The 12814-nt window shown below is 55.9% G+C and carries 9 protein-coding genes; 6 read left to right on the forward strand and 3 right to left on the reverse strand.

All coding sequences use genetic code 11. The features are described 5' to 3' along the window. Nucleotides 1-99 precede the first annotated feature (99 nt). On the reverse strand, nt 100-1458 hold the full coding sequence (locus RR877_RS05490; protein WP_110233033.1) for a zinc-dependent metalloprotease: 1359 nt from the start codon (nt 1456-1458) through the stop codon (nt 100-102). Between the two features lie 171 nt (nt 1459-1629). On the opposite strand from RR877_RS05490, the gene RR877_RS05495 reads away from it, so the two are divergent. Both RR877_RS05495 and RR877_RS05500 read left to right on the forward strand, forming a co-directional pair. Continuing rightward, nucleotides 1630-2799 (forward strand): S16 family serine protease, encoded by a 1170-nt coding sequence (locus RR877_RS05495; RefSeq protein ID WP_332627780.1) that lies wholly within the window; start codon nt 1630-1632, stop codon nt 2797-2799. Nucleotides 2800-2832: 33 nt separating this feature from the next. Continuing rightward, nucleotides 2833-5715 carry a UPF0182 family protein gene (locus tag RR877_RS05500; protein WP_332627781.1) on the forward strand — a complete coding sequence of 961 codons (2883 nt, stop codon included), beginning with the start codon at nt 2833-2835 and terminating at the stop codon, nt 5713-5715. Here the strand turns inward: RR877_RS05500 and RR877_RS05505 are convergent, their stop codons facing one another. Beyond that, nucleotides 5716-6972 carry an MFS transporter gene (locus RR877_RS05505; RefSeq protein WP_332627782.1) on the reverse strand — a complete coding sequence of 419 codons (1257 nt, stop codon included), beginning with the start codon at nt 6970-6972 and terminating at the stop codon, nt 5716-5718. A gap of 50 nt (nt 6973-7022) precedes the next feature. Between RR877_RS05505 and prfB the strand changes: the two genes are divergently transcribed. Next, nucleotides 7023-8132: a peptide chain release factor 2 gene (gene prfB / locus RR877_RS05510; protein ID WP_332627783.1), complete on the forward strand. Its 1110-nt coding sequence runs from the start codon at nt 7023-7025 to the stop codon at nt 8130-8132. On the opposite strand, the gene RR877_RS05515 is transcribed toward prfB, so the two are convergent. Further along, nucleotides 8125-8934, reverse strand: coding sequence for a sugar phosphate isomerase/epimerase (locus tag RR877_RS05515; protein ID WP_332551066.1), 810 nt, complete (start codon nt 8932-8934; stop codon nt 8125-8127). The two genes, prfB and RR877_RS05515, sit on opposite strands and share 8 nt — an antisense overlap. A 97-nt stretch (nt 8935-9031) precedes the next feature. Here RR877_RS05515 and ilvD point away from each other — a divergent pair, with 97 nt between their 5' ends. The 3 genes from ilvD to ilvN all read left to right on the forward strand — a co-directional run. Then, nucleotides 9032-10726 (forward strand): dihydroxy-acid dehydratase, encoded by a 1695-nt coding sequence (gene ilvD, locus RR877_RS05520; protein WP_280796098.1) that lies wholly within the window; start codon nt 9032-9034, stop codon nt 10724-10726. 44 nt (nt 10727-10770) lie between these two features. Beyond that, a complete protein-coding gene (locus tag RR877_RS05525) occupies nt 10771-12567 on the forward strand; it encodes an acetolactate synthase large subunit (RefSeq protein WP_332627784.1) in 1797 nt (598 codons plus the stop codon). 13 nt (nt 12568-12580) lie between these two features. Further along, nucleotides 12581-12814 (forward strand): acetolactate synthase small subunit (ilvN, locus tag RR877_RS05530; protein WP_332627785.1); only part of this gene is annotated, 234 nt, incomplete at its 3' end.

Below are 12814 nucleotides of genomic sequence, written 5' to 3' on the forward strand. Positions count from 1 at the left end.
AGGATGATCTATCCCAATTTGCAGTGAGGTGGGTGTGCGCCAAACAAGGGGAAGGTCAGAACTGATTTTGTACATGCAGCGAAGAATGCTGCATAAACGCTAATCCTGTTCAGATTCATCCACAGGTGGGATGTTTCCATCCAACAAATCCGCCAAAGCACGGTCCATATCGTCCTGCTCTGCCACTTCACCACGAGCAGTTGCTTCCAGCTTGGCAATGAGTGCAGCAGGGTTATCCAAGTCTTCTGCCGTGGGCATCATGTCGGGGTGTGACCAGAGGTCATCGCGAGCATCGGCACCGACCGCATCCGTGACCTGCTGCCACAGGCTGGTGGCTTCACGCAGGCGGCGTGGGCGCAGTTCCAGGCCAACCAGGGTGGCAAAGGCAGACTCTGCTGGACCACCCGAAGCCCGACGACGACGCACGGTCTCCGCCAAGGCGCTGGCTCGGGGGAGTCTGGTTGTGGCGGCACCAGTGACGACATCCACCCAGCCCTCGATGAGGGCAAGCTGAGTTTCGAGACGGCCCAGAGCTGCAAGCTGTTCTTCCGACTTCGGCGGAATCAGCGCACCGCTAGAGAGTGCTTCCTTGAGTTCATCAGGGTTTTGTGGATCAAAGTTTCCGGCAATATCTTCCACGCGAGACAGATCGATGCTGATACCTCGAGCAAAGTCCTGAATTGCAGAAATAAGATTCAAGCGGAGCCAGCGTGCATGGCGGAACAGGCGTGCATGGGCGAGCTCGCGGACAGCCAGGTAGAGGTGAACTTGGTCCATGGGGATATCCAGTCCTGCACCGAATTCATCCATGTTCTGGGGGAGAAGTGCGGCATGGCCTTCATCGAGTAGAGGAATACCCACATCACCACCAGAGACAACCTCGGTGGAGAGTTGACCGACGACCTGGCCCAGCTGCATGGCAAAGAGGGTTCCACCAATTTGCTTCATCAGCTGAGAAGCCCCGGCAATCATGCCCTTCATTTCTTCGGGGGCTTGATCGGTGAGCACGCTCGTCAAGGCAGCAGAAATGCTGTTTGCTACGGGTTCTGCTAATTGAGTCCACAGCGGCATGGTCTGCTCAATCCACTCCAAGCGTGAAATGAGGGCAGGTGTGCTGGACAGTTCAGAGATAGAGGTTGCTTCAGCAAGCCACAGATTGGCCACGTGGAATGCCTGGTCAATTTCGGCACGTTGAATCGCGGTAACGGGCTTCACCGTGGAGAGAGCCAACGACTTGGCCTGTTCCATCGACATATTCCAGTTGATTCCCTCGCCAGAAGTGCTGGCATTCATGGCTGCCTGGAACTGGCGCATGATGTTGGCCAAGCTCGCAGGATCATTGGGCAGCCCTGCAGCTGCAGCAAGCTGACTGGCGTCCACGCCCTCTTTGCCGGAGAGAATGTCGCGAATCATGTCGCGGAATTCATCCTCGGGAGTGCGATCGTTCTCGTCCGCCATGTGCTTTCCTTTGTGTCGGTACATCAACGCTAAACCCTGGGGTTATGTATTTCCTCTGAATACCGGTGAAAAACACGTGCGCTGGGCGCGAACATGCGGGAAATACCCAGCAACACCTGACACTCTTATCTAGACGTAAGACTCGAGCACGTGAGAAAGGTGAGCACTGACGTGACACTGTTCCGTGCAGATGAGCAAGGACTGCCCGAGGGGCACCAGAAGGCCCCTCAAACCAAAGCACAACGCAAGCGCACACTTGGTGTGACGCTGTTAGTTGGTTCACTAGTTCTCGCAGTCGGGTTGGCTGCCGTTCCTTCCGCCTACGTCATTGAACAGCCAGGTCCTTGGTTCGACACCCTGGGTACTGTTTCGGTTCCAGACCCCGAGGATGACACCAAAAAAGACAAGATTCCACTGATCACTATCGAGGGGACGGAATCTTTCCCCACGACAGGTGAATTGGATCTGCTCACTGTTTCTGTGCTGGGTAATCCCGAGCAGACTCCATCCTGGTTGGAAGTTGCAACTGCCTGGTTCGATCCCTCTAAAGCCGTCGTGCCTCTTGAGGCGATTTTCCCCAAGCAAGAATCAACAGAAGAGCGTGAAGCGGCCAACACAGCTCAGATGGTTGATTCCCAGCAGGACGCTATTGCAGCCGCTCTCACGAACTTGGGCTATGACGTAGTTGTAGGCGTGGAAGTACTGGGATTCACTGATGATTCACCTGCCAAGTCAGTGCTTTCGCTCGGCGACGTCATTACAGCTTTCAATGGCACTGCTGTGGAGAGTGTTCCTCAATTGCGTGAACTGCTCAAAGCCAATGGAACGTCCACCCCAGGAATTGTGAGCTTCACCCGTCAAGGTGTGGCACAAGAAGCCCAAGTCACACCAATTGAAGTGGATGGCAACATCGTGCTCGGTATCGGTGCGAAGGCGAAGTATGACTTCCCCTTCGACGTCTCTATTCGTCTCGATGATGTGGGCGGTCCCAGTGCAGGCATGATGTTTGCTCTTGGCATCATTGACAAGCTCACTCCGCAGGACATCACCGGCGGCAATCACTTCGCCGGCACGGGAACGATTGATGCACAAGGCAACGTCGGCCCCATTGGTGGTATTCAACAGAAGCTTTATGGTGCCAAAAAGGCAGGAGCTACCTACTTCCTTGCCCCCGCAGGTAACTGTGACGAAGTCGTGGGACATGTGCCCGCAGGGCTGCAGGTGTATTCCGTGGAAACCCTCAATGATGCACTTAATGTGTTGTCTTTTGTGGAAATGCACGGCGAAAAATCAGAAGCGATGAATGCCAAAATGGGCATGCTCGCAACGTGTCAGAATTAGTCCCGAACCAACCGTCATTGATTGAGGTCAATTGTGAGTAATGCAACACCTACCCCTGGTCGCCTGGGAACTAGAAGACCGCTCGCCATCACCATTGGTGTGTTGGTTGTTCTTCTCATCGCATTCTTTGCCTTCGCGAGTGTCTATGCGGATGTGCTCTGGTACAAGCAGCTGGGCTACCTCAACGTGCTCACTACCCAGTGGTATGCCGCTGCAGGCTTCTTTGTGGCCGGCTTCATTGCCATGGCGGTTCCAGTTTGGCTCTCTATCCAGATCGCGTATCGTCGCCGTCCGGTATATGCGCGCCTGAACTCACAGCTTGATCGCTACCAGGACGTGATTGAGCCGCTTCGGAAACTTCTCACCTGGGGTGTACCCGCACTACTAGGTGTCTTTGCTGGTTTGTCAACGGCAACCCGTTGGCAGTTGGCCATGCTCTCTTTCAACAGTGTGTCCAGTGGTCAAACCGACCCACAGTTCAACATGGACATTTCGTTCTATCTGTTCGACTTGCCCTTCTATCAGGCCGCTGTTGCATTGTTCTCCGCCATTGTGTTGCTCTCGGGTCTTGCCGCACTGATTACCAACTATGTTTATGGCTCCATTGCCGTAGCTAAGCGTGAGCTTCGTGTGGCGAAGGCCGCACGCATTCAGCTGGCTGTGATCGCAGCTATCTACATCGCCCTTCAGGCAGTCAGCATCTGGCTTGATCAATTTGCCACGATGACCAGCGACAAGGGTTTGATCACGGGCGCCGGTTACACCGATGTCAACGCAACCATCCCCGGTCTCCAGATTCTCTCTGTCATTGCGATCTTGGTTGCTCTGCTGTTTATCGTCACCGCCTTCACTGGCCGTTGGCGCCTGCCCCTCGTGGGAACAGCAATGCTCGTTGTGGCAGGTCTCATCCTGACCATGGGATACCCCTGGGTTATGCAGCGATTTATCGTTGACCCTTCTGAGCGCAGCTTGGAAGAGCCATACATTGCCCGCAACATTGACCTCACTCGTGAGGCTTACGGCATATCCGATGTGGAAGAAATTCCTTACAACGCCACCACCGATGCCACAGCTGGTGCACTTCGTGCAGATGCTGAAACCACAGCCAGCATCCGCATCATTGACCCTGCACTCGTGAGCGCATCCTTTGCTCAGCTTGAGCAGTTCAAGCAGTACTACGCATTTGCTCCCGAGCTGGATGTTGACCGTTACAACATCAACGGCAAGAGCCAAGACGCTGTTGTTGCCGTGCGTGAACTCAACCAGGCAGGTATTGGTTCTTCGCAGAGCTGGTACAACAACACCCTCGTCTACACCCACGGTTACGGCATGGTTTCTGCCTACGGAACCGAGCGTTCAGCTGACGGCCAGCCCGTCTTCCTCGAGGCAGGAATTCCTTCCTCGGGTGAACTCGGCAAGTTCGAGCCCCGCATCTACTTCGGTGAAAACTCGCCTCTGTATTCGATTGTGGGAGGCACCTCCAGCACCAAGCCGGTTGAACTTGATTACCCTGCCTCGGGTGAGCAGAACGAGCAGGTGTACACCACCTTCGCAGGCGATGGTGGACCCAAGCTGGACAACATCTTCAACCGTCTCGTCTACGCACTGAAGTTCCAAAGTGAAGAGATTCTTCTTTCGGACGCGGTCACCAATGACTCTCAGATCATCTACAACCGCAACCCACTCGAGCGTGTCAAGAAGGTAGCTCCCTACCTGACCCTCGATTCTGACCCTTACCCCACCGTGGTGGATGGCAAGGTTCTGTGGGTCATTGACGCCTACACAACCAGTGAGAACTACCCCTATTCGAAGGTAGAGTCACTCTCCTCGGTGATCAGCGACCAGCCTGAAGCATCGAATGCGTTCACGTTGGATAACGTCAACTACATCCGCAACTCGGTCAAGGCAACAGTGGATGCCTATGACGGCTCTGTCACCCTTTACACCTGGGATGAAAACGACGCCGTCTTGAAGACCTGGCAGAAGATTTACCCATCCAACATCAAGCCCATGAGTGAGATGTCGGCAGAGCTCATGAGCCACGTTCGTTACCCCACGGACTTGTTCAAGGCACAGCGTTCAATCTTGGGTCAGTACCACGTGACCGATGCAGGTTCGTTCTATTCCAGCGATGACGCGTGGGTTACCCCCAACGATCCCACTGCAGCGACAGACACCACTAAGTATCAGTCGCCCTACTACCTAACAATGAAGGTGCCCGGAGCAGAGACGCCTGCCTACTCCATTTACTCCACCTTCATTCCGAAGGCTTCGGGAACCTCCAGCCGTAACGTGCTCACCGGTTACCTCGTAGCCGATGCGGATGCAGGTGCCGAGAAGGGCAAGCGCTCTGCCGATTACGGCAAGCTACGCTTGCTGACTTTGCCGAAGGACGTCACCGTTCCAGGTCCTGGACAGGTTCAGAACAACTTCAATGCTGACCCTGCCGTTTCCAAGGAACTCAACCTCCTGTCGCAGGGCTCCACCAACGTGCTGAAGGGTAACTTGCTTACTCTGCCTGTCGGTGGCGGTCTGCTCTACGTCCAGCCTGTGTATGTGCAGTCCACCGGTAACACCAGTTACCCACTGCTGAAGAAGATCCTGGTTGCCTTCGGTGACAAGATTGCCTTCGAAGACACCCTGCCATTGGCGCTGGATGCACTCTTCGGCGGTAACGCTGGCGTGGATGACCCCACTAACGGGGGAGCAGAAGCACCTGAGGCTGATCCAGCTGCGGACAACGGAGGAAACACTCCGTCGACTAACAGCACGCTGAACCAGGCGCTCCAAGCAGCTAAGGCAGCGCTCGCCGACCGCGAGGCAGCCCGTGTTGCTGGTGACTGGGCCGCTTATGGCGCAGCAGATGCAGCACTCACCGATGCGCTCACCCGCGCTTTGGCTGCTTCTTCGCAGTAGTTATTTCTTCCGCGGCAGGAATCGTGGGACATAGATCATCATCATGATCACTCCCACGATTCCGGCCACCCCGGTAATCGCTGAGGCGATCGCCAAAGAAAGTGCTGCGGTGATGGCGGCTATGCCCATGGGGGCGAGGGCTGCGCCAGAGTCTGTAATGAATCTCCATGCTCCGAGGAAAGGTGCAGGGTTTCGTTTATCGGCGAGGTCTGAAGCCAAGGTGAGCAAGATGCCTGAGCCAATGCCGTTACCCACGGCAAACAAGAACGCTGTAGCCACGAACCAGAACACGTTGGTGCTCACATCGTGAGTAACGGAAAGCGTGAGTAGAGCTGCTGACATCACAATCATCGACGGCACAATCGAGGCCAAACGCCCCCACTTGTCCATGATCTGGCCGCTCGAGAAGAAGAGCAAGAAGTCAATGGCGGTGGCCAAGCCAATAATCAGTGCCGTGTCAGAATCTTTGATTCCGATACTCACAGCCCACAGGGGAAAGATCACTGTTCGGCCAGAGCGCAGCGCCATCACGAGTGCTGAAGCACCGCCCATGCGGGCAAGAACGCGCCTATTCTTCTTGATGGTGGAGAGGAGACCGATGGTCTCCTGCTCTACTTCCATCTCGCCTGAGGTGACCTGGTGACCTGTGGAGTCACGCATGCGTTCCGCTCGACCAAAGGTATTTTCAGGGTCTGGCATGAACAGAAGAACTGCTCCTGTGGCCAGGGTGAAGATCACCATAAGCCAGAAAGCGGCCAGGGGAGTGTGGGTCATTGCCAGCACAGCTGCACTGAGAAGAGGCCCCATCACCGCACCAGCGCGGAACATGCCGCCCAGGGTGGAGAGTGCTCGAGCTCTGTATTCAAAGGGCACGAAGGTTGTGAGAAAAGCATGCCGGGCAAGGGCAAAAGCACTCGTAGCGAGACCTATAAAGAAAATGCCTGCCCCCAACAGGAAGGGATTCACGGCAGCAAGTGCCAGCCCGCCACCAATTAGGGCGATGAGAGTTGACCACAGCATGGCCATCCGCTCGCCGATGCGAGCGATGATCCACCCGCTGGGAATATCTCCAATGACGATACCGAGGGTGAGCATTCCCGCAACCAGACCTGCTGTGGCGAGGTTGGCTCCCACATTCTGGGCAATGACCGGAACGATTGGAATGAAGGCTGCTTCGCCTGCAGTAAAGAGCAAGGTGGGCAGATAAACCGGAAGCGCCGCTTGTCGCAGTTGGAAGGGGGCGCTGGAGTTGCTCATTTCGTGTACGAGCCTACGCCTGTCGTGTGCGCCGGTAGGCTGGTCTCACAATGCTTGACCTTGATCTCTCCGAGCAGATTCGTGCTCTGCGCTCCACGTTTGCGGACATTCGTGCTGTCGTCGACGTTGATCGTCTCACCACCGAGATTTCCCGCCTGAGTGAATTAGCGGAAGCCCCCGATCTCTGGGATGACACCGCGAATGCTCAGAAAGTCACGAGTGAACTCAGCCACCGCCAGGCAGAACTCACCAAAATCAACAGCATTGAAGCTCGTCTGGATGACCTCGAAGTCCTCATCGAACTAGCCAATGAAGCTGCTGATGAAGACTCTGCCAAGGAAGCCGAAGCAGAATTGCTCAGCATCACCGCCATCTTGGGCGAGCTTGAAGTGCAGACTCTGCTCAACGGTGAATATGACTCCTATCCCGCCGTGATCACCATCCGTTCCGGTGCTGGTGGCGTAGACGCAGCGGACTTCGCGGAGATGCTCTTGCGCATGTATCTGCGCTGGGCTGAAAAACACAACTACAAGGTCAACGTCCTCGACACCAGCTATGCCGAAGAAGCAGGAATCAAGTCTGCAACCTTCGAAGTGGATGCTCCCTACGCTTTTGGAACGCTGTCAGTTGAGGCCGGAACGCACCGTCTGGTGCGCATGAGCCCGTTCAACTCTGCGGGGAAGCGTCAAACCTCTTTTGCTGCGGTGGAAGTTGTGCCACTCATGCCCGAGTCGGTCGCCATTGAGATTCCAGAAAATGACATCCGTGTGGATGTGTTCCGATCCAGTGGCCCTGGTGGTCAGTCTGTGAACACCACCGACTCTGCTGTGCGCATCACTCACATTCCTACGGGGCTTGTGGTCAGCTGCCAGAACGAGAAGAGCCAGATTCAAAACCGCGCAGCTGCAATGCGCGTGCTCACCTCGCGTTTGCTGTTGTTGCAACGTGAAGAAGAGAACGCAAAGAAGAAAGAACTTGCCGGAAACATCACGGCCAGCTGGGGCGACCAGATGCGTAGCTACGTTCTAGCTCCCTACCAAATGGTCAAGGATCTGCGTTCGGAATACGAAGTGAATAACCCCTCGAACGTGTTCGACGGTGACCTCGACGGCTTTATTGCTGCAGGTATTCGCTGGAGAAAGTCAGCAGAAACTAGCTAGAAACTGGTGCAGTTTGCCCCAAATGAAGTCGGGCAAACTCCAACGTTTCCACCAGAAGGGCTAAGCGTTCCTCTTCGGTCTTCGCCTTACGAGTGTTGACCTCTGCCACGACGTGACCATCCCAGTCTTTGGCAGCTAAGTGCTGAAGAACTTCTGCTACAGGCTGTTTGCCATAGCCGGGGAGCAGGTGCTCATCGAAGATGCGGTTGTCGTCGGCAGCTGCTGAGCCATCGGTGAGGTGAACGTGACGCAGGCGATCTCCGTATTCGAGCGCGAGCTCGAGGCTGTCGTGACCAGAGAGTGCCGCGTGAGAGAAGTCGAGGGTAATGGCATCACAGTCGAGCTCACGAGGATCGGGTCCTGGTGCATAGGCCTGCATCTGTGAGTTGCGCACCTTCCAGGGGAACATGTTCTCCACGGCGATGGTGATGCCCGTGTTTTCGCTGGTTTGGCGCACAATGTCTAGGAATTTCTCGGCATAGGTGGATTGCCAGCGGAAGGGTGGGTGAACCACAACGGTGCTCGCACCGACGTTGGCTGCTAATTCGGCAGACTTTTCAAGTTTGATCTGGGGATCCCGGCCCCACACGAAGTGGGTCAGCAAGAGCACGGGTGCGTGGATAGAGAGCACGGGCATCTCATAGGTGTCGATGAGCTTTTTGATGCCGTCTACGCTTTGCGTGACGGGCTCACGAGTGACCATCACCTCGACACCGTCGAAGCCGGCAAGGTTCGCGAAACGGAAGCCATCTTCACAGGCCAGGGGATATACGCAGGATGCGCTCATACCAACTTGAATCATTTGTTCCAGCCTAGTTGGGTCGCTGAGTGGGAAATGGGCGTTTATCCCCAGCGCGCTGGGAGTTAACCGAGAGTTTGAACGTCGTAGACTTATTCCTATGCCAGAAAACGACATGAAGCCCCGTAGTCGCGACGTAACAGACGGTATCGAGAAAGCCGCCTCGCGCGGCATGCTCCGTGCTGTCGGCATGGGAGATGAAGACTGGAGTAAGCCCCAGATTGGTGTGGCAAGTTCCTGGAACGAGATCACTCCCTGCAACCTCAGTCTTGACCGCCTGGCACAGGCATCCAAGGAAGGTGTCCACTCTGGTGGTGGCTACCCTCTCCAGTTTGGAACCGTGTCCGTTTCTGACGGTATTTCCATGGGTCACGAGGGTATGCACTTCTCCCTGGTTTCCCGTGAAGTTATTGCTGACTCGGTAGAAACCGTCATGCAGGCAGAGCGCCTCGACGGTTCAGTTCTCCTGGCCGGTTGCGACAAGTCGCTTCCTGGCATGTTGATGGCTGCAGCCCGTCTCGACCTGGCTTCCGTATTCCTTTATGCCGGAACTATTGCTCCCGGCTGGGTCCGCCTCTCCGACGGCACCGAAAAGAACGTCACCATCATTGACGCTTTTGAAGCTGTGGGCGCCTGCAAGGCAGGCACCATGAGCGAGGAAGACCTCGACCGCATTGAGCGCGCAATCTGCCCAGGTGAAGGTGCGTGTGGCGGTATGTACACCGCTAACACCATGGCTTCGGTCGCAGAAGCACTCGGCATGAGTCTTCCCGGCTCAGCAGCGCCACCAAGTGCCGACCGCCGCCGTGACTACTTCGCACACCGATCCGGTGAAGCAGTTGTCAACCTGATTCGCCAGGGCATCACCGCTCGCGACATCATGACCAAGAAGGCGTTCGAGAACGCAATCGCTGTGGTCATGGCATTCGGTGGATCTACTAACGCTGTTCTGCACCTGCTTGCCATTGCTCGCGAAGCTGAAGTTGATCTCACCCTCGAAGACTTCAACCGTATCGCCGACAAGGTTCCCCACATCGGTGACCTCAAGCCATTCGGTCAGTACGTCATGAACGACGTTGACCGCGTGGGTGGTGTTCCTGTTGTGATGAAGGCCCTACTTGACGCAGGCCTGCTTCACGGTGATGCTCTGACCGTGACAGGTAAGACTTTGGCTGAGAACCTCGCTGAGATGAACCTGCTTCCTCTCGATGGTGAAGTTATTCGCACCTTGGATAACCCCATTCACGCAACCGGTGGTATCTCGATCCTGCACGGTTCGCTTGCTCCCGAGGGTGCTGTCGTGAAGACCGCAGGCTTTGACCTCGAAGTATTTGAAGGTCCTGCTCGTGTGTTTGAACGCGAACGTGCAGCAATGGATGCCCTCACCGAAGGCAACATCAAGAAGGGCGATATCGTCCTCATTCGCTACGAAGGCCCCAAGGGTGGACCCGGTATGCGTGAGATGTTGGCCATCACCGCAGCCATCAAGGGTGCGGGACTGGGTAAAGATGTTCTACTATTGACAGACGGACGATTCTCAGGCGGCACAACCGGACTGTGTATCGGACATATAGCTCCCGAGGCTGTTGACGGTGGACCCGTCGCCCTCGTGCGCGATGGTGATCTCATACGGGTCGATATCGCAGCTCGGACGCTCGACCTACTCGTCGACGAATCAGAGCTCGAAGCCCGCCGAATCGGCTGGGCTCCGCTCCCTCCGCGTTACACCCGCGGTGTACTGGCAAAGTACGCCAAGCTGGTGCACTCCGCATCTGAGGGTGCGATTACTGGGTAACGACGCCCCAATCACTTTTCGCCTTCCTACTTAAGGGATTCACGATGTCTACGGAATCACTCCCCACCACGACGCCTGCCAAGGCGTCCAATGCCCCTGCCATGACAGGTGCTGAAGCTGTTGTGCGCACCTTGGAACTCTTGGGTGTTACCGATGTGTTCGGTTTACCTGGCGGTGCCATCCTCCCGGTCTATGACCCACTGATGGACTCTAAGAAGTTGCGTCACATCTTGGTTCGCCACGAGCAGGGTGCTGGTCACGCTGCTCAGGGGTATGCCTCGGCAACTGGAAAGACCGGTGTCTGCATTGCGACCTCCGGTCCTGGTGCAACCAACCTGGTTACTGCCATTGCTGACGCCTACATGGACTCAGTTCCTCTGCTGGCTATCACCGGTCAAGTGTTCTCGCACCTGATGGGAACCGATGCGTTCCAGGAAGCTGACATCGTCGGAATCACAATGCCGATTACCAAGCACTCGTTCTTGGTCACCAAGGCTGAAGACATTCCCGCAACGATTGCTGCGGCGTATCACATCGCCTCCACGGGCCGTCCAGGTCCTGTTCTGGTGGACATCACCAAGGATGCTCAGCAGGCAGAAGCGCCATTTATCTGGCCTGCCATGCTGGATCTTCCCGGTTACCGCCCGGTAACAAAGGCCCACGGCAAGCAGATTCAGGCCGCAGCTGACCTCATCGTCGAAGCCAAGAAGCCTGTCTTCTATGTCGGTGGTGGAATTATTCGTTCTGGGGCGTCCAAGGAGCTCTTGGAGCTCGTTGACCTCGTTGGTGCACCCGTTGTGACCACGTTGATGGCTCGTGGAGCATTCCCCGACAGCCACGAAAACAACCTCGGTATGCCCGGAATGCACGGAACTGTTCCTGCCGTGTTGGCACTGCAGGAATCTGATCTGCTCATTACCTTGGGTGCTCGTTTCGATGACCGTGTGACCGGAAAGGCGTCGTTGTTCGCACCGAACGCCAAGGTGATTCACGTTGACATTGACCCAGCTGAAATTGGCAAGATTCGTGCTGCTGAAGTTCCTATCGTGGGTGACCTCAAGGATGTCATTGCTGATCTCGTTGAGACCTACAAGGCAACTCCAGCTGCCAAAAAGGCTGACTTCTCCGAATGGTGGAGCACCCTCAACTCACTGCGCAAGGAATACCCCTTGGGTTACAGCGCACCAACCGACGGCTTGCTTGCCCCTCAGCACATCATCACCCGCATCGGTGAGATGTCCGGTCCAGAGGCCATCTTTGCTTCTGGCGTGGGCCAGCACCAGATGTGGGCTGCTCAGTTCATCAAGTACAACCGCCCCAACTCTTGGCTGAACTCCGGTGGCGCAGGAACCATGGGTTACTCCGTGCCTGCCGCCATGGGTGCCAAGGTGGGCGAGCCTGACCGTGTGGTCTGGGCCATTGATGGCGATGGTTGCTTCCAGATGACCAACCAGGAGCTGGCTACCTGCACCATCAACAACATCCCCATCAAGGTGGCGATTATCAACAACTCGTCTCTGGGTATGGTTCGCCAGTGGCAGACCTTGTTCTATGACGGTCGCTACTCCAACACTGACTTGAACACAGGTCACGACACCATTCGTGTTCCTGACTTCGTCAAGCTTGCTGACGCATACGGTGCTCTTGGCATCCGCGTTACTAAGGAAGAAGAAATTGATGCCGCAATCAAGCTGGCTCTTGAAACGAACGATCGCCCCGTGGTGATTGACTTCGTGGTGAGTGCTGACTCCATGGTGTGGCCCATGGTTCCACAGGGAGTGAGCAACAGCTACGTTCAGTACGCCAGAGATCACGCGCCCACCTGGGACACGGACGAGTAGGGGAGTAGCCATTATGAGCACACACATTTTGAGCCTCCTCGTCGAGGACAAGCCAGGTCTGTTGACCCGCGTTGCTGGTCTGTTCGCCCGCCGCGGCTTCAACATTGAATCTCTTGCTGTGGGACACAGCGAGATTGAAGGCCTCTCACGCATCACCGTTGTGGTGGATGTGGAGAACCTTCCCCTCGAACAGATCACCAAGCAGCTCAACAAGCTGGTCAACGTGATCAAGATTGTGGAACTCGAC

The sequence above is a fragment of the Aurantimicrobium sp. genome (assembly GCF_036667855.1).
Classification (GTDB): domain Bacteria; phylum Actinomycetota; class Actinomycetes; order Actinomycetales; family Microbacteriaceae; genus Aurantimicrobium.

Coding starts and splice junctions, on each gene's coding strand:
- RR877_RS05490 (WP_110233033.1), bottom strand. CDS start 1,458: ATGGCGGACGAGAACGATCGCACTCCCGAGGATGAATTCCGCGACATG.
- RR877_RS05505 (WP_332627782.1), bottom strand. CDS start 6,972: ATGAGCAACTCCAGCGCCCCCTTCCAACTGCGACAAGCGGCGCTTCCG.
- prfB (WP_332627783.1), top strand. CDS start 7,023: ATGCTTGACCTTGATCTCTCCGAGCAGATTCGTGCTCTGCGCTCCACG.
- RR877_RS05515 (WP_332551066.1), bottom strand. CDS start 8,934: ATGATTCAAGTTGGTATGAGCGCATCCTGCGTATATCCCCTGGCCTGT.
- ilvD (WP_280796098.1), top strand. CDS start 9,032: ATGCCAGAAAACGACATGAAGCCCCGTAGTCGCGACGTAACAGACGGT.
- RR877_RS05525 (WP_332627784.1), top strand. CDS start 10,771: ATGTCTACGGAATCACTCCCCACCACGACGCCTGCCAAGGCGTCCAAT.